Here is a 22,142-nt window from a genome sequence, read left to right as displayed (position 1 = left end):
CCCGCCCGATCGAACCGCTCAGTCGGACGAGCCCGTCCCGCGCGGCCGCTCGATGCCGTACGCCTCCATCCAGCGATACAGCGTCGCGCGCGACACGCCGAGTTCGCGCGCGGAAGCCGCGACGCGGCCGCGCGTGCGCAGCAGCGCCGTTTCGATCGCCTCGCGCTCGATCGACTTGCGGATGTCGGCCACCGACGGCGACGCCGCATCGAGACAGTATTCGAGCTCGAGATCCCGCGCGGTGATCAGCCGCCCTTCCGTCATCACGACCGCACGGCGCACGCGGTTGATCAGTTCGCGGACATTGCCCGGCCAATCGTGCTTGTACAGCGCGGTGATCGCATCGGTCGAGAAACCGCGCACGCGATGGCGCGCGTCGCCGCGGAAACGTTCGAGCATGTGATGCGCGAGCAGTTCGATGTCCTTGCCGCGCGCGCGCAGCGGCGGCTGGTCGATACGCATCACGCACAGACGGTGGAACAGGTCGGCACGAAAACGGCCCTCCTCCATCGCATCGCGCAGGTCGACGTGCGTGGCCGACACGATCCGGACGTCGACCGGCACCGGATCGCTGCCGCCGAGCCGGTGAATCGAACGCTCCTGCAGAAACCGCAGCAGGCTCGCCTGGCTCTCGTGCGGCAGGTCGCCGATTTCGTCGAGCAGCAGCGTGCCGCCGTTCGCGGCTTCGACATAGCCGATCTTGCGCGCGTTCGCGCCGGTAAACGCGCCGCGCTCGTAGCCGAACAACTCGGACTGCAGCAGATGCGGCGGAATCGCGCCGCAGTTGACCGCGACGAACGGGCCGTTGCGCCGTTCCGAATGGCGATGGATCGCGACGGCCGTCAGTTCCTTGCCGGTGCCCGTTTCGCCGAACACGAATACCGGTGCGTCGGTGCGCGCGAAACGCCGCACCGTATCGAACAGCCGCAGCATCGCGCTGCAGGTGCCGACGATGCCCTTCTCCTCCGATTCGAGCTGTTCGCGGTCGCGGGCAAACAGGCACTCCATGCCGTACGCATGGCCGACCGTATCGGCGATCCGCTGATGCGACGCGGGCAACGTGACGTAGTCGAAGCAATAGTCGCGCAACAGTGCGCGCACGTTCGGCGACGCGGTCTGGCCGACGTCGACGAGCGCGACCCACACGACGTCGCGCATCGACGCGCAGGTCGACGCGATGCTGCCGATCGCATCGGCATGGCCGCCGCTGAGATCGAGGATGCCGCAGGTGATTTCGCCGGACGTGTCGCGCAACTCGTTCGCATGCGCGACGACCGACACTTTCCAGTCGCGGCGCGACAATTCCTTTCGCAGCATCACGGAAGGCGACTGCGTCCAGTAGATCAGCGGACGCTGCCCGTTACCGCTCCCCGCGCCGGCGCTCTTATCGCGCGTTATTGGCATATTCATAACGACCCATCACTTTCTTCACTCCGTGACCCGTTCGTGTGCGCCGCGGCCGGCGGCGCATGGCCGCCTTTTCGCGCTGCGTTGCCGCAGTCTTGGCGAAGATCGAATCTGCACACGGCGAGAACCCCCGGAGGTCGAGCCGGATGTGTCACCCGGCCTCGTTGTCATCGAACTCGAACGAAACGCGCGGCTGCGGGAGCCGCGACATTCCGGCTTTGAAGCGACCCGCCGTCAGGCGGGACACGTCGGCAAACGGAACATCCGTCCGCATGTGCGTCGCGTCGTACACGACAGTCGCGCCCGATGCTGAACCGGACGGCGGCCAACCCGCTTGCGGAATGACCGCCGCATGTGATCCGTTCGTGAATTTACACCCCGTTTCGCGATGGTCTTGTTACCAAAAGATAATCCTGAATCAGGCGGTTACGCAGCCGGGTCGCCCCGCGCGACACCCCTTTGGCCACTGAGATTTGATTATCTACGAGCATTCCCGTCAATCAGTGCCAAATACTACTTTTCCGCGAGATTGGCGCCGTCGATTGGATGTGATTTTCATCGAAATCCGAGAAAAAACCGGCACCGCATTCCATGTACCGCATAATCGTGCGTGCCGCCGGCCGGCCGGGCCGTCTCGGCGCCGCGCGCGGGTCGCCCGACCGTTACATACCGTAATCAACCGGCACGATCGCCGCCCGGGCTCACAGTGCCGTCTCGCCCTGCCGGACCGGCCGGTCGCGCATGCCGTCCACGGCGGATGCGTCGTCGCCCGGCGTGAAACCGGCGGGGCCGGCCATTTCCTCCTGTAACGCAGCATAGCCGTCCATCACGAAGCGCGTAAACTCGTCCCGAAAGCGCGCAGAGCCGAAGAATTCGGCATTCGCGCGACATGCATGCGGATCGATCGACCCGCGCGGCAGCGCTTCGAAACGGACCAGTGCGTCGAGCAGCGCGTCGACCGTCTGTGCGCGGTAGAACAGCCCCGTTGCGCCGGTGCCCGGCCATGCGCGCACCGATTCGCGCACGCCGCCCTTCCCGTACGCGATCACCGGCGTGCCGCAGGCCTGTGCCTCGACCGGCGAAATGCCGAAATCCTCTTCCGCCGCGAACACGAATGCGCGCGCGCGCTGCAGGTGGTCGTGCAGCACGTCGAACGGCTGGTAGCCGAGCAGGGTGACGTTCGGCCCGGCCAGCGCACGGATTTTCGCCATCTCCGGCCCGTCGCCGATCACGACGAGGCGGCGTTCGGGCGTACGCGAGAACGCCTCGACGATCAGGTCGATCCGCTTGTACGGCACGAGCCGCGACGCGGTCAGGTAGAACGCGTCCTTGTCCGGGCGCAGCGACAGGTGGTCGACGTCGACCGGCGGATAGATCACCGTCGCGTCGCGCCGGTAGGTCTTGCGAATGCGGCGTGCGATGAAGTGCGAATTCGCGGCCACGCGATCGACGCCGTTCGCCGAGCGCGCATCCCAGTTGCGGATGTAATGCAGGAGCGCCCGCGCGATCGCCGATTTCGGCCCGCGCGCGAGCCCGGCCTCGTTCAGGTACTGGTGCTGCAGGTCCCATGCGTAGCGCACGGGCGAATGCACGTAGCTGGCGTGAAACTGGTCCGGGCCGGTCAGCACGCCCTTCGCGACCGCATACGAGCTCGACAGCACGACGTCGTAGGCCGACAGGTCGAACTGCTCGATCGCCAGCGGAAACAACGGCAGGTAGCTGCGGTAGCGCGTGCGCGCGAACGGCAGCTTCTGGATGAAGGACGTGCGCACCGCGCGGCCGCGCAGGCAGTCACGATCCTCGAGGAAATCGACGAGGCTGTAGACGTCGGCCTGCGGAAAGCAGTCGATCATGTGCGCCAGCACGCGTTCGGCGCCGCCAGGCACGACCAGCCAGTCATGAACGATCGCAATCTTCAAGTACCGCTCCCGATTCTTCATTGACGTTCGATATGGGTCAGCCGCGCAACACGGCCCCATGTCGTGCCAATTATCGGAAAGCCCCGCCACGACCGATGTGTGCTATCGCACATTGCGCTGCTGTCGGCGCGCCGGAACCGTCGTGCCGTTCACGGTCCGGTTTGCCGGACTGCGAGCGGGACGACAAACCGGACCGTGAGTGCGCTTTCGAACAGACCGGCGCGCACGCCATCCGCATCATGGTCATCGCCACACCGCACGGAACGAACGCGTCCGTGCGGCACGGCGTGCTGAAGGTTTCACACGAGGACCGCATCATGGAATGGCATTGTTGTGAATTCGAACATCTGAGCGCCGTCGATCTCTATGCAATCCTGCGCGCACGCAACGCCGTGCTGGTCGTCGAGGATGCGCATACCCATCTCGACATCGACGGCAAGGACGCGGGCGCATTGCACGTCTATGCGACCGTGTGCAACGGCGACACGGCGGAAGTCGCGGCCTACGCACGGATCCTGCCCGGCGACGACATCGATCCGGACGTCGTGATCGACAAGGTACTGACGAGCGAAGCGTGCCGCGACGGCGATACGCTCGAGCACCTGCTCGAACGTGCCCTGACCGCCGCGCTGGCCGCGTGGCCGGACGCCGCGCTGCGCATGCATGTCCCCGAGCCGCGCCAGGCGTTCTACAAACGTTTCGGATTCCGCAAGGCATACGGACCGTATCTCGAACAGGGCGCGCCGTTCGTCGGCATGATCCGGCCGGCCGACCGCGCCGCCGGCGCGCTGCGCCAGCTGCTGTCCCGGGCCGTTTCGACCGCCCGGCCCCGAACCGAAGACGCGCGCGCCGACGGCCGCGTACACAACCGGCTGCCCGCCGATACCGGAGCCAACCGATGACCCGCACCCTACGCCCGGTTCCCGAGCCTGACCTGCCACGCATCCTGCCGGTCATCCTCGCCGGCGGTTCCGGCACGCGCCTCTGGCCGCTGTCGCGCGAACAGTATCCGAAGCAGCTGATCGAACTGACGTCGAACGAATCGCCGCTGTCGGCGACCGCACGCCGCCTGAACGGCATCGCGAACGCGGCGCTGGGCGACACGCTGTTGCTGGTATGCGGCGAACAGCATCGCATCATGAGCGCCGCTCAAGTGGTCGACCGTGCGGCGCCCGCGCGCATCCTGCTCGAACCGGCCGCGCGCAATACGGCACCGGCGCTCACGCTCGCCGCGCTCGACGCCAGCGCGCTGGCGGACGATCCCGTGCTCGCCGTGATGCCGGCCGATCACGTGATCGCCGATGTCGGCGCGTTCCAGGACGCGATCGCACGCGCGGCGCGTTACGCGCAGGAAGGCGCGATCGTCACGCTCGGCGTGCTGCCGCGCCGCGCGGAAACGGGCTACGGCTATATCCGGGTGGGCGAGCCGCGGACGAGCCGCCATGGCGGTCAAGGCGGCTATTCGATCGGACGCTTCGTCGAGAAACCCGACGCGGTGCTCGCCGAGCGCTACCTGCAATCGGGCGACTACTGGTGGAACAGCGGGATTTTCGTCACGCGCGCCTCGGTCTGGCTCAACGCGATTCGCGCGCTGGCGCCCGAGATCCACACGGCCTGCGAGTCGGCATGGCGAGCGGGCGTCGCCGAGGATCCGTTCTTCCGGATCGACGCGGCGGCCTTCGACGCCTGCCCGTCCGACTCGATCGACTACGCGGTCATGGAGCGTCTCGCCGACCACAGCGAACTCGGCATCGAGGGCATCGTGGTGCCGCTTTCGGCCGGCTGGTCGGACGTCGGCACGTGGGATGCGATCTGGGAAATCATGCCGAAGGACGATCACGGCAACGTCGCCCGCGGCCCGATCGTGTTCGAGGACACGCAGGACAGCCTCGTGCGCTCCGAGGGTCGTCTCGTCGCGTGCGTCGGGATGAAGGATGTCGTCGTGATCGAAACGCCCGACGCGGTGCTCGTCGCGAACAAGCACGACGTGCAGCGCGTGAAGAACATCGTCGCGCGCCTGAAGAGCGACCGGCGCCCGCAGGCGAGCGAGCACCGCAAGGTGCAGCGTCCGTGGGGGCACTACGATTCGATCGATCTCGGCGAGCGGTTCCAGGTGAAGCGGATCGTCGTCGAACCGGGCAAGCGGCTGTCGTTGCAGATGCACTATCACCGCGCCGAGCACTGGATCGTCGTGCGCGGCACCGCGAAGGTGACGCGCGGCAACGAGACCTTTCTGCTCAGCGAGAACGAGTCGACGTACATCGCCGTCGGCGAAGTCCATCGTCTCGAGAATCCCGGCCGGATTCCGCTGGAAATCATCGAGGTGCAGTCGGGCAACTATCTCGGCGAGGACGACATCGTGCGCTTCGACGACCAGTACGGGCGCCCCGTCGTCGACACGCTGCCGGAACGGCACGCGGTGTCGAACGTGCAAGTGGTGGAGGGAGACGTCGTCCGCTAATCGCGGGCCGCGCCTGCCGGCGCGTGCATCGAGTCGTCAATCGATGCCGCGCCGCGACGGGCGCGCCTGCCTGAGCGCTTCACGCACGCGCGGCAACGCCGAGGGGTCCGCCCCGACCTTGTCGGCCAATGCTTGCTGCACAACCTGCGCCCCGCACGACCCGGCCTGCGCGCTACCCGAGGGGCAGCCTCCGCCCCCGCCTACCTGCACGGGCATGCCGCCGATCGCGGAGAAGCGGTTGTCCGCGATCCGGTACTGCGATACGTTTCCCCACACGCGAATGCCGGCGAACCGTGCGCGCGACACGCGGTTGCCGATCACGGCCACGCGCGTCACCGAGCCCGACCACGTGCTGACGTCGATCGCGGCCTGCTGCGTGAGCGGGCGCGGATCGGTACGCACGGCCGCGGTCTGGATATCCGAAATCTCGTTGTTCTCGACCAGCACGCCGGATGCGCCGTAAGTCCGGAAGCTGTCCTCCTGCGCGACGAGAATGCCCGCGCTCACCTGCACGTTGCGCACGACGTTGTTCTCGATCGTCACGTCGGCACCGCCGACCACCGTGATGCCGCGCCCCCACGCGTTGCCTTCGAGCGAGTTGCCGGTGATCAGCACGTTGCGGCTGAGCACGCCGTCGCCCTGGTAGCTCACCACGGCGATCATGTCGTCGCCGGTGCCGCGCACGAGGTTGCCCTTGACCAGCACGTTGCGCGCGCCATGCGTGATGTGGATGCCGTCGGCCAGCGTCGACAGCACCTCGTTGCCGACGATCGCGACGTCCGTTCCGCCGAATACGAAGATGCCGCCACCACCACCGTCGATCGCGTTGTCGAGCACCTGCACGTCGTGCCCCGTCACTTCGATCTTGGTCGACCCGGGCGTGCCCATCCGCGTCGTACCCGTTCCCACCAGCCTGAATCCGGCGATCGTCGTGCCGGTGCCGCGCATCTCGATCGTCTGGTCGTCCGGCACGGTCGCGATCAGCGTCGCGCCGTAGCCCGACAGCACGACCTGCGCCTGCCGAACGACGAGCGAGCGGTCAACGATGTAGCGCCCCGGCGCGAACACGAGTCGCTGGCCCGGCTGCAGCGCATCCAGCGCGCGTTGCAGTGCGTCGGCCTGATCGGCGCCGTCGGGCGCCGGGGCGACACGGGCATCCGGCACGGCCGAGCCGATCGACGTCTGTTCGGTTTGAAATGCCGTCCCAGCGTGGACCGTGACGGTGGGACCGGTGATCATCCACATACCAAGCATCACACAGCAAAGACGGGAACGGCATCGGCGCCCGGTCTTGTGAGTCAAGCCCACGCGTGTCATGCCGGTTGCGGACGCGCCGCCGCGCCGCGCCCAGGCCACGCCGGAAAGCCGGCGATACGCGCGGTGCCAGTGCGCAGCGCAATCAGATAAGCCATCATCGGCACCGCCACGCCGGCGAGCGTACCGAGCACGAGGTGCGTCGCGAGACTGCCGACGCCGACGCGCATCAGCACGATGCGCACGCCGGCCATCACCAGGATATGCATCAGGTAGATCGGCATCGACGCGTAGCCGATCGCCGCGAGCCAGCCGGCACGCGCGGACGACGCTGCATGGCGGTATGCAAGCTGCAGCATCAGCGTGATGCCGGCGAACGCGGCGGGAACGGCCCAAATGCTCGTCGCGCTTCCGACGCCGTGCGCGAAGGCGACTGCCGCGACAAAGGCGACCGCCGTCAGCCCGCACATCGCAGGATGGCTGTTGCGTTCGAGCCAGCCCGGCAACGCACGCGACGCGACGACGCCGGCCACGAAGAACGGCCAGTTCATCAGCGCGGTCGACACGATGCCCCATTGCGTCACCGTTCCGATCGCGAACCCGAGCACCGCGCTTGCCAGGAGCGCACCACGGATGCGCGGCGCCATCGGCACCTGGGGGAACACCGGCACCCATCGTGCAAACAGCCACGCGGCGATCATGCATAGCATCAGCGCGTACAGGAACCAGAACTGCGCGAACGGCCGCCATCCGATCGAGAGCAGGTCTCCGAACGTGAACGGATGATTGGTGCCACGCGACGCCATCGCAATCTGCACGCCGCCTTGCAGGACCGACCACAACAGGTACGGATAGACGATCGTGCGCACTTTCGATCCGATGAACCGTTTCGGCGCGCCACGCAACGAGTGGCAGACGTGCAGCCCGGACAGGAAGAAGAACAGTGGCATGTGAAACGTGTAGATCACGTAGTCGATCCACGCAAACACGGTATCGGGCACGCCGGCCGGCACGAGCCCCGACGAAACGGCGCCGCGCAGGACGTGCCCGTATACGACAAGAATGATGCCGGCGCCGCGGGCGACATCCAGGCTGGTTTCGCGTGCAGTCGTATTCATGTAAAGGTCGATGCCGCGGCCCCGTCCGGGCCCGCTCGCGTGGCGAATGGTCGTGAGAAGCTCCACTCTATGCACGCTCGCCGCGGAATACTGTGGGCTGGACGACAGTTAACCGATGTCGGGCGTGTGCCGGATCGCTGCGCCGCGTACGGCCACGGACGATGTCCGTTCCGGCCGCTTTACGAAGTATCGGAACACGACGACCAGCAGCACGATCGGCACGAAGTCCCGGCCACTGAACAGGTTTGGAATCCGCAGTATTTCCATCAGAGACACGTACAGCACCGCGTGCGCGCAGCACCAGAATCCGCTCCCGCGACGCCACCCCGCGTAGCCGCGCCCGAACACCCAGCCGGCGAACGCCGCGTTCAACAGCCCGAACCAGCCCCACTCGTAGAAGTGGACGAAGATGCCGGATGGATTGTTGAACTCGGGATCGGCATAGCTGTTCAGGAACAGGTCGACACTGTCGCCCGAGTCGAGCCACGGCTGGAGCGTCGCGCCGATCAGCGGAAAGTGCAACAGCCAGTCGAACGTGAACATCGGATGCCCGCTGCCCCAGCCGAGCACGTTGAGGATCCCGGCACCGTTGTTCAGCGACGTCGAGTAGTACAGGCCCAGGCGTTCGAGTGCGAAATCGAGGATGTTGTCGTAGATGTTGATGTAGTAGGTTTCCCACGACCGGTTGTATTCGTTCACGATGAACAGGCCGAGCAGCAGCGGGATCGCCGCGTACGGCCCAAGCGCCAGCAGTCGCAGCCGCTTGCGGCCGAGCCGGAACCGCACGACCATCAGCGCGAACGGCAGCGCAACCTCGATGATCGCGAGCCGCTCCGCGAAGATGAAACTGCGCAACAGCGTCAGTACGACCAGCACGGCCAGGTACGCCTTGTAGCGGTTGAAGCCCTTGACCGGCGTCCTGAATACGTAGAAATAGAGCGCGACGAACGGTGCCGTAGCCTGCGTGAACGAACTCAGGCCCGTGACGCGCCCTTTCAGTTCGATCAGCTCGAACGTGTTCGCCGTGCCGGTGAGGAACGACAGCAGCACGGCCGGATGTGCAAGCACGCCGCTCATCATCACGAGATAGCCGAACAGCGCGAGCGCGAACACGAAATCGAGCACGTGCGGCGACAGCTCGGCCGCTCTGTCGCCTGGCCCCTTCCGGACCTGCGCATCGGTCGTCGCGAACCACGCGGCCGCTGTCAGCACCAGCAGGAACAGGCCGCCCGCAAACGCGGAATACCCGTCGAAATAGATGCGCGCGATCGACTTCTGATCGCCGAGCAGGCTCATCGAAAGCAGCCCGTACAACGGCAGGATGAAGAGCAGCACGAGCCGTGCCGGATCCTCCCACCAGTAACCTGCGTAACCGGCCGCGCGGCCGGTGTGCGCCGCTCCGCCGCGCCTCGCCGGCCGCTGCAGTCGCGCTCGCGAGCCGGCCGCCACTCGTTTGTTCATGATGTCCGTTCCATTGCTTCACGCACATGCGCCTCGCCGGGCGACGCCACGCATCCGCCGCTCAGCGGGCCGGGCCGCGCGCGCCCATTACGCCTGCGTAGCCGGATGCGGCCTGATGAGTGTTCTCATGCGTGTAACCGTAGTCGTACCGCCCCGGCGAGCCCTTGAAGTCGTTCAGGATCACGCCGCGTACGGCGATTTGCGCGTGCTCGAGCCGTCGCGCGCTTTCGTCGAGTTCCGTCAGCGTCGTCACACCGCTGCGCGCGACGAGAAACACGGTTCCGGCCAGACGCCCAAGTACCAGCGCGTCGGCCACCGGCAGCAGCGGCGGACCGTCGATCACGACCATGTCGTAATGTGACGCGGCGCGCTCGATCAGTTCGGTGAACGCGGGCTGGAGCAGCAATTCACCCGGGTCGGGCACGACGTTGCCCATCGGCATGAAATCGAGACCGGGCATCGCGTCGCGCTTGAGCGCATGGTCGAACCCGTGCGTGCCGGCCACGACATCCGACAGGCCCGGCGCACGACTGAAGCGGAACTGCTCGTGCAGTGAACCCTTCCGCAGATCCGCGTCGATCAACAGCACGCGCCGTTTCGCGGCGCCCGCCAGCGACGCGAGATTCGCCGCGACGAACGACTTGCCGACGCCCGTCGTCGGCCCTGAGATCAGCACGATGCGATTCGGCGCGTCGGGCATCGCCAGTTGCAGCGCCGTGCGGAAATTGCGCAGGCTTTCGAGCGCCGCGCCCTCCGGTGCCGTCGGCAGTGACGGCTGGCGCCCGTTGCGCCGCCGCGCGGCCTTCGACGGCGGCGGGTTCTGTCCAGACGGCGGGCTGTGTGGCACCGCCGCGAACACCGTCAGGCCCGTCGACCATTCGATTTCCTCGGCATCACCGATCGTGCCGGCAACGCGCTGTCGCACGATCACGATCGCGGCGCCCGCCAGCAGGCCGAGAAGCAACGACGCGATCACGGCCATCCCGCGATGCGGCCCGGTGGGCGTCTCGGCGATCCTTGCCGCATCGACGATGCGCACCGTTCCGGTCTTGCTAGCCCGCGCGAGGATCATCTGCTGACGCGTGTTGAGCAGGTTCGTATAGAGCGCGGTATCGACGGCCACGTCACGCTGCAGCTGCAGCACGCCCTGCTCGACGGTCGGCAGTTGCTGGATCTGCTTGCGCACCGTGTCGAGCGAGTGTTGCGCATCGGCGAGCTGCGCATCGACGGCCACGACGGCCGGATGCTTGGGCATGAACCGCGTCAGCAATTCCTCGCGGCGCTGCTGCAGCGTCTGCACGCGCGTCTCGATGTCGACCGACTGCTGACGCAACGCGAGCCCTTCATCGCTCGTATTGACTGTGCCGTGCGATGCGCGAAACGCGTTGAAGCGGCTTTCGGCCTTTTCGAGTTGCGCCTTCAGTTGCGGCAGCTGTGCATCCATGAAGCGGATCAGCTTGTCGGCCGCTTCGGACTTGCGCTGCGTGTTCTGCGCCAGATACGCGTCGCCGACCGCATTGAGCACGCGGCTGTCGTGCACGGGATCGGGGCCGTCGAGCGTCACGCCGATCATGTTCGACTGCTTGCCGCGCTCCGAGATCAGTGCGTTCTTCTGCAGCCACGCGGTCGCCTCTTCGTCGCCGTAGCGCGTCAAGTCGAAGCGTGCGCCCGGCTCGCCCGCGACTTCGCGCACGAACACGTCGAGCGGCCCCTGCGGTGTCTCGACGTGCAGTGGTTGGCCGATCCTGCCCTGCCAGACGGGCCCGCTCCTGCCGAGCCACCCCGTGCGCTGCAGCGTATAGGTGCCGCCGTTGCCGACGACGAGTGCGAAACGCTTACCGACGAAACGCTTCGGCACGTCGAAGGTCGGGACGTCGATGCGCTCCGTGCCATACACGTAACCGCCGGGCAGCGGCGACGACAGCCCGTCGGCCGCGTTCACCAGCCGCCAGCCGATGACCGGCAGGTAATGCGGCCGCGCATCGATGGCCAGATTGGTATCGTCGACCGCACGCGCCATCACCGCTCGCGATTTCAGCACCTCGATCTCGGTCGATGCATCGGTTTTCAGGTCGAACACCGAAGACGGATCGCCGGGCGGCGAGTTCGTTTTCGACTCGGTCGGGCTCTGCTCGACCTGAAACAGGATGTCGGTCCGGTAGACCGGGCGCGCGCAGAGCGCATAGAGGGTCCCGGCCAGCGCACCGGCGAGCGCCGTGCACAGAATCAGCCGCCGCCCACCATGGAGCATGGCCCAGTAGCGGCGGTACGGATAGGACGGCCGCAACGTGGGTCCGTCGTGCGGGTCGGGGAGAGTCTGAGCGTTCATACAGGATCGGTCCCGTAGACGCGACGCATCGCGATTATGCGATCCGTCACGAGGTTCACGGCGAAATGGCCTTGGCCGTCAGCGCACCCTGCGCGGACGACGGAATCAGCAAGTTGACGACGCGGCTCCAGCGCACCAGCGACGACGCGTCGACGAACACCACATCGCGGCGCTCGAGCGGGAACCGGTCGGCCAGCGCGAACGACGCCGGCGAGCGTCCGTCGAGGTGATAGACCTGCGGCCGGTTGCCGGGCCCGCGCCGCACCACGAACACCTGCCGCGCATCCGCGGTGTACTGGCTGACGCCGCCCGTGTCGCCGAGCGCTTCGCCAAGGCTCATCCGGCCATCGGTCAGCGTCAGCGTCGCCGGACGCGACACTTCGCCTAGCACGAACACCTTGCTGTCGCTCGCCGCGCGCACGCGCACGAGATCACCGTCCCGCAGCAGGATGTTCGTCGGGTTGATGCCTGCGGCCAGCATCGCCGGAAGGCTCACCATCACGGTCTTGTCGCCGCGCGTCACTGATACCTGCGAGCGGTCGGCCGTCGCGGTAAATCCGCCTGCGCGGTCGATTGCCTCGGGCAGCGTCATCGGCATGTCGTTGACGATCTGCAGCCCCGGAGTGCGTACTTCGCCGTCGAGATAGACGCGCTTGCTGCGATACGCCTGGACGCGCACCGCGATCTGCGGATTGCGCACGTACTCGCCGAGCCGCTTGGTCAGCACCGCGCGCGCTTGCGCCTCGGTCAGCCCCGCCACGTGCACGAGGCCGGCATACGCGAATTGCACGCTGCCGCTTGCGTCCACCGTGTAGCCGGTCGCGACCGAACTCGCGCCCACGCCATCGCCGCCGCCCGTCGTCTGGGTCGTCGGCAGGTTCAGTTCGGGGTGATCCCACACGACGATGTTCAGCACGTCGCCGGGGCCAATCACGTAGGGCTTCGGCGTACCGAACAACTGGCGGATTTCGGCGTCGACGTTCGCATGCTGTGCCGCATGCTGCTGCTCGACGAATGCCGGTGTGATCTCGATCAGGTCTTCGCTCGACACGTTCTGCACGCCGTCGAGGCCACCCGCGCCCGATGCGTCGGCGCTCACGCGCGCGTTCGCGTCGCGTTCGGCCGGCGGGTGATACGTCATGCCCGGTGAAAGCGCACACGCGCTCAGCGTGCACACGGTCGCCGCCAGCGCCACGTGCGACAGCCAGCGCGTGCGTGACTGCCGCATCGCGTATGTCGATTGCCTTTGCGTCGTCGTTGACATGGTGTCCTTCCGAAACTGTGCGGTAACCCGCCGAATGCGACAGGTTCCGGCATTACGCTTGCCTGCGCGGCTCGCATTGCGGTGCCGCGCGCCCCTCGTCACCGCACGTCTTCCGTACGATTCGTCATGAACTGCTCTTTATCGCTTTCGTCGCTCATCTGCATCCTGTCGGCCGGCATCGCCTGCGCCGCCGATGCCCAATCGTTGCACCCCGACCCGGCCGATACGTCGACCTTCATCTCGCCGAGGGCAGTCTTGCCGGCCCTGCCGATCCCCCGGCAACGTTCCGCCCAGACGGCGACGGTCAGCTCCGCGACGCCGAATTCCGATTCCGCTGCGCCCGGCCTTGCGCTTCCCGGCATCCACGCCGACGCGGAGCCGGAATCGCGTGCCCGCGGGGCGCTGCGCCGGCCGCTCGTGCCGAAGCGGCCGGGCCGCCCGAAAGAGGCCAGCGCACCCGGCGATGGCGCATGGGATACCGGCACGCTGTACGCATCGCCGTACACCGCTTCGCCCTATACGCAACGTGGTGACACGAACTGAAGCCGCCCCGTCGCGCGCCGACGCAATGGCTCGGGCGCCGATACGGGATTGGACACCAGCGCGACAGGCACGTCTGTGATCAAGCCCACCGAAAGCCGATCTTCATACGAACGAGGATCGCACCCCGCTAACCGCCCAGCGTCGCGCGATGCGCATCAGGAACTTCTGACCGACACGTTCGCATAAGGTCGATCGGCCGTGTCGGGTGCCGACGGATTGGCGTCGCGTACTACCATCCAGCCCCAGTCGCCGCTCAACGCCTGCGTGCAGAGATCGATCACGGCGGCGGTTCCCGCAATGCCATACAAGGCGTGGTCGACCTGCGGCATCAGGTGCAGGCGCACGTGGCGCGAGCGCCGAAACGCATGTTCGACCGCGCCGAAGTGACGTCGGACGTCGTCGATACCGGGATCGAGTGCACCGTAGACGAGCATCGTCCGGACGTTGCGTTGCGCAAGTTCGCGCATCACGCCGCGCGGCGTACCGGCGCGCGGCTTCCAGCCGACGCGCGCGGCCGCCGTCTTCACGGGCACGCTGACGCGCGCGATAACGTTGGCGGCCACCGCGCGCAGGATCGGGCGCACGTCGCGCCGTTCGAGGACGAGCCGCTTCCAGCGCCGCCAGTCACGCACCGACAGCCAGTAGCCGCGCACCGAGTTGATCCGCTGCTTCTGCGCCGCTTCGAGCGTGAGCCCGGCCGGCCACACGAAACGCGCGAGGTTGATCGCGATCACGCCGCCGAGCGATACCGTTTTCACTGCCGCATGCAACGCCGCATAGGCGCCCGAACAGATGCCGGCCGCGACGACGTCCGGATGACCGAGCGCGCGCAACCAGTCCGCCGCTGCCGCGACGTCGTCGATCGCCTGCGGCGAATACACGACGCCCGACTGGTCGTCCGGTGCATCGGGCCCGCTGTCGCCGACACCATTCACGTCGATCCGCAACGTCGTCACGCCGGCCCGCGCCAGCGTGCGGGCCAGTCGCACGCCAAAGCGCCCTTCGCCACTGCGTGGATTCGTCGACGTGTTCGCGATCACGAGCGCCGGACCGACCGGCGTGGCAGGCGGCATGTCGGCCGGGCGGCACAGCACGCCAACCAGCCGGCCCGGGCCGACCGCGACGACTTGCTCCGTCATGTCGCCCATGTCGAGCGCAACGGCCGACTCACCACTCCATGCGTGGGCGGCGCGTAGCGGAACGCCGGCAGCGACGCCCCGGCCCGGAGCACGCGCGACGACCCAGTTCACCACCGTGTCGATCGCCGCGTGTGGCAGGTGCGAGCGCGTGCCGTCCAGCATCGTCGTCGGCCATTCACGGAACGGTTCGCACGTCACGTTCACGCCGCGCGCCAGCAGTGCGTCGCGCAACGCCGGTCCGTCGCCCTGCTCCGGCTGGATCAGCAGCATCGCGCCGGGCAGCGCCAGCGCATCGCGCACGACGTCGCACAGATCGACGGCCTTCAGCGCATCGACAAATTCGGCCGGGAAGCGATGTCCGAGCACGTTCATGCACGGTTCGTCGCGATGCGCGGCGCGGGTCGCAGGCGGCATCGTATCGAGCCACTGACGATGCACGAACGACAGCTCGCGCAGGTACGCACGGCCGCGCACGACCGGCGACAGCGCGACCACCGCATCGACGCGCGGCAACGTGCACCGACCTGCAGCGGCCAGCATCGCGAACAGCGCGCCCGCCCGAATGCCGACGAGCGTCACGGTGGTCACGCCGGCTTCGTCCCGCAACAGGTCGATCGCACGATGAATGCTGTCGATGCTGGCGGCATGCCGCCCGGCATCGAGGTCGTCGCCGGGCGAATCGCCGGCGCATGGATAGTTGAACCGCAACACCGTCACGCCCGCACGGGCGAGACGCTCCGCGACGGCCCGCATGAGCTTGTGCGTCCATGCAGCTTCGTGGCCCAGCGATTCGCACAGGATCACGCCCTGCGCCGTCTGTCCTTCGTGCAGCCACCCAACGCAGCTGCCGAACGTTATCGGCTTCACTCGGTACTCCTCGGAGCAGTATTTGTTATTCCGTGCACAACCGTGCCAGCGGCGACACCGGAATACACGATGTCGCGACTCCGGCCGCTGGCCGGTGCTGGCAGGAACCGGCCGCAGTCATCCGCCGCGCCCCTGCGCGGCCCGCTTGCCGTGTTCCATGCGTGTGATTAGATCATTGGGCCCGATCGGGCTTCGGTGCGCCAGCTTACAAATGCATTCATCACCGACACGACGCAACGCCGTGCCCCTTTAGCGATTCGTTCCGTCATGCGAACGGAATCCGCGAACGGTAGGCTCGCGAACAATGCCGCGTTGCTCGCCCCGTATCATGGCCACCATCCGATGTGGCCGTGCCGGCATCGCCGGTCGAAACCGGCACCGGAACGGTTCGCGAATCCTCGCAGCCGGGTCAGCGCCGACCGGCCGCGCATCCGTACGGCTGCACGCAACCCGCCGCCATGCGATACCCAACGGCGCCGACCGAGCGAATGTCAAACCTCAAGAAGAACTTCCTGCTGCTGCTGACGCTGCAGATTTCGATGTATGCGGTGCCGCTGCTGATCGCGCCGCTGCTGACGCACGCACTGGGCCCGGAAGGCTATGGCCAGCTCGCGTTCTCGCTGGCGGTGATCGCGTATCTCACCAACTGCACGAGCTACAGCTTCGACCTGACCGCCACGCCGCGCATAGCACTCGCACGCGACGACCGCGCCGAGCGCTCACGCATCTTCTGGGCGACGCTGTATGCGCAGATCGGAATCGCGGCCATCTGCTTCGTCGTGCTGGTGCTGCTGACCCTGCTGATCGGGCGCTTCGGCGATGACCGCGACCTGCTGCTGATCGGCTTCGGCATGGTGGCCGGCGTCGCATTCACGCCCGGCTGGTATTTCCAGGGCATGGAGAAGCTGCGCGCACTCAGCGTGATCCTGTTCGTCGGCCGGGTGTTGAGCCTGCCCGCGATGTTCGCGCTCGTACACAGCCCGGCGGACATCGATCGCGCGATGATCGTCAACGCCGCTGTGCCGGTACTATCGGCGATCGCGCTGGCCGTCTACCTGTACTTTCATCGCGAAATCGACTTCGTCCGCGTCGGCGTGGCCGACATCGCCGAATCGCTGAAAGGCGGCTGGCAAGTGTTTCTCGCGTCGACGTCGATTGCGTTCTATGCGTCGACCAACACCGTGTTGCTCGGCTTCGTGTCGGGCAACGTCGCGGCCGGCTACTTCGCGGCCGGCGACAAGCTGATCCGCGCGGCGCTCAGCCTGCTCCAGCCGCTGAAGGCCGCCACCTATCCGCGCATCAACTACCTGATGCGGCATGCGCGCAACGACGCGTTCTCGTTCCTGCGCAAACTGTTCGTCGTACAGGTCGTGATGGTGCTCGGCATCTCGCTCGTGATTTTCTTCGGGGCGCCGCTGGCCGTGCGTATCCTGTATGGCCCGTCGTACGAGCCGACGGTTCACGTACTGCGCTGGATGGCATTCATCCCGTTCATGGCCGGCATGACCGACCTGTTCGGCGTGCAGACCATGCTGCCACTCGGCATGAAGACGGCATTCACGCGTATCCTGATGTCGTCCGGCATCCTGAACATCGTGCTGCTTCCCGTCCTCGCGAAGTACTTTGCGGAACTGGGTGCCGCGGCCGCCGTTCTGCTCGCGGAGGCCGCAGTCGCCGCCGCGCTCGCGGCCGTCGTCTATCGTGCCGGCATTCCGCTGCCCGGCAGTTCCATTGCGCGCCGCTAGCACGCGGCCGCACGATGGCGTGGCACCCGTTCCCCGCGCCGAAATGCCTGAACCGAATTCACGCGGGAGCCGCTCATGGCAGACCTGACCATTGCAATCTGCAACTACAACCACGGCGTCTATCTGCGTGCCGCGATCGACTCCGCGCTTGCCCAGACCGCCAACGACATCCGCGTCCTCGTGGTCGACGACGGTTCGACCGACGACTCCCGCGACATCATCCGCTCGTACGGGGATCGCATCGTGGCAGTCTTCCAGGAGAATTGCGGCCAGGTCGCCGCCTACAACCGCGCGCTGGAGCATGTCCTGACCCCTTACGTGCTGCTGCTCGACGCGGACGACCTGCTCTACCGCGACGCGGCCGCCCGCGTGCTGGCCGCGTTCGCCTCCGGCGACTTCGTGAAGGTGCATTTCCGGCTCGACGTGATGACGCGGGAAGGCATCGCGACGGGCGTCACGGTCCCACAGTCGGGCGTGGCCACCGATTGCGGCCGCCTGCTGCGCGCGGGCTGGCTTTATCCGTCGCCGCCTGCGTCGGGTAACGCATACCGGAGCGACGCGCTCAGGCGCATCTTCCCGGTACCCGTCACGCCCGACAACCTGCACGGCGCCGATTTCTATGCGATCTACGGGATCGCGCTGCTCGGTGCCATTCACATGATCGACGCGACGCTCGGCGGCTATCGTGTTCATCGGCCGGCTACCCCTGCCGATAGCGAAGTCAACCGCGACACGGCCGATCTTGCATTTGCCAATGCGGAAGATGCGGCCACGGGTGCGTTGAAGGCGGCGCGCCGATGGTCGACGCTGCGTGCCATTGCCGGCTCGCGGCTTCACGAAGCGCTGCCGGGCGAACCGTTCGACTTCTCGATCGAAAAGGCGCACTTCGCGAGCACGCTGTACCGCGCGCCGCTCGCGCGCCGCTGGCGCTGGTTCCTGTCCGATTCGGGACGCTACTGGCATACCGTGCTGCGCAATCCGTTCTGGCGGCCGTTCAAGAAACTGGCCGTCACCGGCCTGTCTCTCGCGTGCCTGCTGCCATCGTCGACGCTCAGCGACCGCGCGATTCGCTATATCGCGAATCCGCTCGCGCGCGTTCGCCCGACGACCGAACCGCGAACCGCGGCCCGCTAGCGACGGCTGGAGTCAATTCGATGCACGCGCAACGAGACGGGTCTCCTGCACCGCTGCATTGCCGCATGAAAACACCTGTATCCAGGTACTTCTTACCCCGCCATCCGATCCCCATCGGGAACGTTGACCGCCTTTTCCTCCCACCGCTCCACCGCGTCGAAAAAAGATCGTACGTATCGGTACAAACACCGATGCTGTAGTCAAACTACATTCGTACGATTGGTCGCTGCAGAGAATCGCTACATCCGATTCGGCAGTGTCGGACGGTCCGCGTCGCCGTCCTCGATGTTCGATCGGGCCCAACCGGCCGTAACGATTCCCCGCCCGGCCTGGCATGCCGACGCGCAACCACCCTGCATCGCCAGCCGAATACGTCCGGTGCGAATCCATCGGACGTACGCAGCTCCAGACATCATTCGAACAACCGGCAATACGATCATGGAGAGCAACATGCGGGACACCCTCTGGCCGGCCGTCGTGCTGGCAGCGACCCTCTGCACCACCGCCTACGCCGGCAACGCCGATTTCAATTCGCAGGGCGACGCGACCGACGCATTCGCGTCAGCCGCCGCGCAGCGGCGCGCCGACCTGCTCGTGCGCAAGATGACGCTCGACGAGAAGCTCCAGTTCATTCATTCGCAATACGAAATGTCCAAGGTGCCGGGCGGCGGTGCCGGCTACATTCAGGGTGTGCCTCGGCTCGGCATTCCCGATCTCAACATGGTGGATTCGGCGACGGGCTCCGGCAGCACCTCGCAGGCCAGCACCACGTTCCCGGCGACGATCGCCGTCGCCGCGAGCTGGGATCGCCGGCTGTCGTACGACTATGGCAAGCAGGTCGCGATCCAGTTGCGCGCGCAAGGATTCGGCATGGGCCTCGCGGGCGGCACCAATCTCGCGCGCGAGCCGCGCGGCGGCCGCCTGTTCGAGTATCTCGGCGAAGATCCGCTGCTTGCCGGCGACCTGCTCGCCGAACGCACGCTCGCCACGCAGCGGCAGAAGGTCATCGCGACGATCAAGCACTACGCCGGCAACGAACAGGAGCACGGCCGGATGGGCGGCAACACGCAGATCGACGAACGCACGCTGCGCGAGCTTTACCTGCTGCCGTTCGAGATCGCCGCGAAGCGCGGCCGCCCCGGCAGCGTGATGTGCAGCTACAACCGCCTGAACGGTGCGTATGCGTGCGAAAACCCTCACCTGCTGAACGACGTGCTGAAGAACGAATGGGGCTTCCAGGGCCAGGTGCAGTCCGACTGGGGCGCCGCGCACAGCACCGCGGCCGCGATCAACGCCGGGCTCGACGAGGAAGAAGACGTCGGGCCCACCGTCTACCTCACCCCGGCGACCGTCAAGCAGGCGATCGCGAACGGCTCGGTGTCGACCGCGCGCCTCGACGACATGGTGCGCCGCAAGCTCGCCGTGATGATCCGCGTCGGCGTGATGGACGATCCGGCCAAGGGCGGCGGCACGATCGATTTCGCGGCCGCGAACCGGTTCGCGCAGGCAGCCGCCGAGCAGTCGATCGTGCTGCTGAAGAACGACGGCAACCAGTTGCCGCTGGCCGCGGCGGCGCTGTCGCGTATCGCCGTGATCGGCGGCCACGCGGATGCGGCCGTGCTGTCCGGCGGCGGCTCCGGCAACACGCGCGATCCGGTTTCGGGTTCGTTCGCGGGCTGCGGCGGCCTGACGTTCGGGTCGTCGACGGGCTGCAGCTGGTGGCGCAATCCGTGGCTGAAGGTCGACGTGCCGATCGTCGCGGCCATTCGCGCGCTCGCGCCGGCCGCGCAGGTCACGTACGCGGGCAACAGCGATCAGCAGTCGCCGTTCCGCGCGTACACGCAGCAGGAGATCGACCAGGCCGCGGCGCTCGCGGGCCGCTCGGACGTCGCGATCGTCGTGGTCGCGCAACCGGCCGGCGAGGATTTCGGCGACCTGCAGAGCCTGAGCCTCGCGAATCCGTCGAACCAGGATGCGCTCGTCGAAGCCGTCGCGCGTGCGAATCCGCACACGATCGTCGTCGTCCAGAGCGGCAATCCGGTGCTGATGCCTTGGAAGGACAACGTATCGGCGATCGTCGAGGCGTGGTATCCGGGCGAAGCCGGCGGCAAGGCGATCGCGAACGTGCTGTTCGGCGCGGTGAATCCGTCCGGCAAGCTGCCCGTCACGTTCCCGGCGCGCGATCAGGACTCGCCGACCTGGGGGCAAAACGGCGCGTTCGACAACGATCCCGTCTACGCGGAAAAGCTGAACATGGGCTATCGCTGGTACGACGCGCGCAACATCAAGCCGATGTTCGAGTTCGGCTACGGGCTGTCCTATACGCACTTCGCGTACTCGGGACTGTCGGTGTCGAGACAATGGGACGGCTCGCTGAGCGTCGCATTCACGGTGCGCAACGACGGGCGTGTCGCCGGCGCGGAAACGCCGCAGGTCTATCTCGGCGTGCCGTACAAGGACGAGCCGCCGAAACGGCTGGTCGGCTGGGAGAAGATCCGGCTGAATCCGGGCGAAGCGCGGCGCGTGCGCGTGACCGTGTCGCCGCGGATGCAAAGCGTGTGGGACACGTCGCGTAACGGCTGGCGGGTCGTCTCGGGCGGGACGGTGTATGTCGGTGCGTCGTCGCGCGATATCCGGCTTCAAGGCAACTGATCGCCGGTGAACCCACGGGGAGCCGCGTGCCCGGCTCCCCGTCTTTGCCGATCATTCGAGCGGCGTTACCGGAGCAGCAGCGCCAGCACCGCCGCGAGCGCGGCCATCGCGACGATCGCCGCGGCCACGCCGGCCAGATGCGCAGCAACCACCAGGCCGGCCGGCAATCGCGACCCGATGCCGGCCATCACGCACCACCCGCTTCCAGCGTATCGAGCAACGGCCGCGCCAGGTGCAGGACCTGATACACCGTACCCGCGCCACCCTCGTCCGGTTCGTGCTCCGTGACGACGGCCCGCGTCAGTCGCCAGCGCAGCGGGTCGAGACTGACGACAGCGGCCACCACGCCCTGCCGTGCCGCCGTTTCGCGATTGCGCGCGATCTCTCCTGCAAGCGTCGCGTCGAGGTCGGCATCCGGCGGAATATCGAGGGTTTCCAGACGCGCGAAGCGTCCCGTCGACGCACGGCCCTTGCGCGCCTCGAGCACGACCTGGGTTTCGATCGGCGCGCGCCCGAAGCTGTCCGTCACGACCCGATAGCGGCCGGCCGTCACGAACCGCGCGAACGCCTGTTCGTGACGCCACAGATAAAAAGACGCATAGCCGTTTTCCGTCGCGCCGTAACGGCCGGCCTCGCGCAGCAGGAACCCCTTGAACAGCAGATCGGGCGTGTCGTCCCAGAGCGCGCCGCGTTCGCGCACGCGGTTGCGGATGATGTCGAGGTCGTAGTCCGCCGGCAGGCGGTGCACGTAGTACGCGGTCAGCATGGTCGACTCCTGGCGAAAGCAACGGGTGACATTCAGGAAAACGTGCGAACAGCGTAGAAGACCTTGAATCATTTGAAAAGACG

General features: G+C 67.0%; 16 protein-coding genes. 5 read left to right on the top strand and 11 right to left on the bottom strand.

Annotated elements, in window-relative coordinates; genetic code table 11:
• Positions 1-18: 18 nt before the first annotated feature.
• Both AC0KUR_RS20775 and AC0KUR_RS20770 read right to left on the bottom strand, forming a co-directional pair.
• A complete protein-coding gene (locus AC0KUR_RS20775; RefSeq protein WP_034191559.1) occupies positions 19-1,410 on the bottom strand; it encodes a sigma-54 dependent transcriptional regulator in 1,392 nt (463 codons plus the stop codon).
• A gap of 698 nt (positions 1,411-2,108) precedes the next feature.
• Entirely contained in the window at positions 2,109-3,326 is a 1,218-nt protein-coding gene (locus AC0KUR_RS20770; RefSeq protein WP_082744626.1) for a glycosyltransferase family 4 protein, read from the bottom strand.
• A 239-nt stretch (positions 3,327-3,565) separates the two neighbouring features.
• On the opposite strand from AC0KUR_RS20770, the gene AC0KUR_RS20765 reads away from it, so the two are divergent.
• Together AC0KUR_RS20765 and AC0KUR_RS20760 are read left to right on the top strand one after the other, a co-directional pair.
• The gene (locus tag AC0KUR_RS20765) at positions 3,566-4,228 is read left to right on the top strand and encodes a GNAT family N-acetyltransferase (protein ID WP_080288009.1); all 663 of its coding nucleotides are present in this window, start codon (positions 3,566-3,568) and stop codon (positions 4,226-4,228) included.
• A complete protein-coding gene (locus AC0KUR_RS20760; RefSeq protein ID WP_034191560.1) occupies positions 4,225-5,787 on the top strand; it encodes a mannose-1-phosphate guanylyltransferase/mannose-6-phosphate isomerase in 1,563 nt (520 codons plus the stop codon). Before AC0KUR_RS20765 ends, AC0KUR_RS20760 begins: the two co-directional genes overlap by 4 nt.
• 36 nt (positions 5,788-5,823) lie before the next feature.
• Here the strand turns inward: AC0KUR_RS20760 and AC0KUR_RS20755 are convergent, their stop codons facing one another.
• The 7 genes from AC0KUR_RS20755 to AC0KUR_RS20725 form a co-directional block, all read right to left on the bottom strand.
• Entirely contained in the window at positions 5,824-7,026 is a 1,203-nt protein-coding gene (locus tag AC0KUR_RS20755; RefSeq protein ID WP_473376364.1) for a right-handed parallel beta-helix repeat-containing protein, read from the bottom strand.
• A 74-nt stretch (positions 7,027-7,100) separates the two neighbouring features.
• Positions 7,101-8,159, bottom strand: a complete 1,059-nt coding sequence (locus tag AC0KUR_RS20750) for an acyltransferase family protein (RefSeq protein WP_473376363.1) — start codon at positions 8,157-8,159, stop codon at positions 7,101-7,103.
• A 108-nt stretch (positions 8,160-8,267) separates the two neighbouring features.
• A complete protein-coding gene (locus AC0KUR_RS20745; RefSeq protein ID WP_034191562.1) occupies positions 8,268-9,620 on the bottom strand; it encodes a hypothetical protein in 1,353 nt (450 codons plus the stop codon).
• Between the two features lie 61 nt (positions 9,621-9,681).
• The gene (locus AC0KUR_RS20740) at positions 9,682-11,949 is read right to left on the bottom strand and encodes a polysaccharide biosynthesis tyrosine autokinase (RefSeq protein ID WP_473376362.1); all 2,268 of its coding nucleotides are present in this window, start codon (positions 11,947-11,949) and stop codon (positions 9,682-9,684) included.
• Positions 11,950-12,004: 55 nt separating this feature from the next.
• Positions 12,005-13,213: a polysaccharide biosynthesis/export family protein gene (locus tag AC0KUR_RS20735; RefSeq protein ID WP_059556445.1), complete on the bottom strand. Its 1,209-nt coding sequence runs from the start codon at positions 13,211-13,213 to the stop codon at positions 12,005-12,007.
• Between the two features lie 98 nt (positions 13,214-13,311).
• Entirely contained in the window at positions 13,312-13,719 is a 408-nt protein-coding gene (locus AC0KUR_RS20730; protein WP_154233833.1) for a hypothetical protein, read from the bottom strand.
• Between the two features lie 192 nt (positions 13,720-13,911).
• Positions 13,912-15,762, bottom strand: coding sequence for a serine aminopeptidase domain-containing protein (locus AC0KUR_RS20725; protein ID WP_034191565.1), 1,851 nt, complete (start codon positions 15,760-15,762; stop codon positions 13,912-13,914).
• A gap of 488 nt (positions 15,763-16,250) precedes the next feature.
• Between AC0KUR_RS20725 and AC0KUR_RS20720 the strand changes: the two genes are divergently transcribed.
• The 3 genes from AC0KUR_RS20720 (at position 16,251) to AC0KUR_RS20710 (ending at position 21,293) form a co-directional block, all read left to right on the top strand.
• A complete protein-coding gene (locus tag AC0KUR_RS20720) occupies positions 16,251-17,507 on the top strand; it encodes an oligosaccharide flippase family protein (protein WP_034191694.1) in 1,257 nt (418 codons plus the stop codon).
• A 75-nt stretch (positions 17,508-17,582) separates the two neighbouring features.
• Positions 17,583-18,641, top strand: coding sequence for a glycosyltransferase family 2 protein (locus tag AC0KUR_RS20715; RefSeq protein WP_034191566.1), 1,059 nt, complete (start codon positions 17,583-17,585; stop codon positions 18,639-18,641).
• Positions 18,642-19,091: 450 nt separating this feature from the next.
• On the top strand, positions 19,092-21,293 hold the full coding sequence (locus AC0KUR_RS20710; protein WP_473376361.1) for a glycoside hydrolase family 3 C-terminal domain-containing protein: 2,202 nt from the start codon (positions 19,092-19,094) through the stop codon (positions 21,291-21,293).
• A gap of 65 nt (positions 21,294-21,358) precedes the next feature.
• Here AC0KUR_RS20710 and AC0KUR_RS20705 read toward each other — a convergent pair whose 3' ends face one another.
• Positions 21,359-21,484, bottom strand: coding sequence for a hypothetical protein (locus AC0KUR_RS20705; RefSeq protein WP_257786268.1), 126 nt, complete (start codon positions 21,482-21,484; stop codon positions 21,359-21,361).
• A complete protein-coding gene (locus tag AC0KUR_RS20700) occupies positions 21,481-22,059 on the bottom strand; it encodes a DUF4865 family protein (RefSeq protein WP_175029055.1) in 579 nt (192 codons plus the stop codon). The genes AC0KUR_RS20705 and AC0KUR_RS20700 overlap by 4 nt, the downstream gene beginning before the upstream one ends.
• Positions 22,060-22,142: the final 83 nt, after the last annotated feature.

Source organism: Burkholderia sp. YHN3-13 (assembly GCF_055810675.1).
This window is presented reverse-complemented; position numbering and strand designations above follow the sequence as displayed.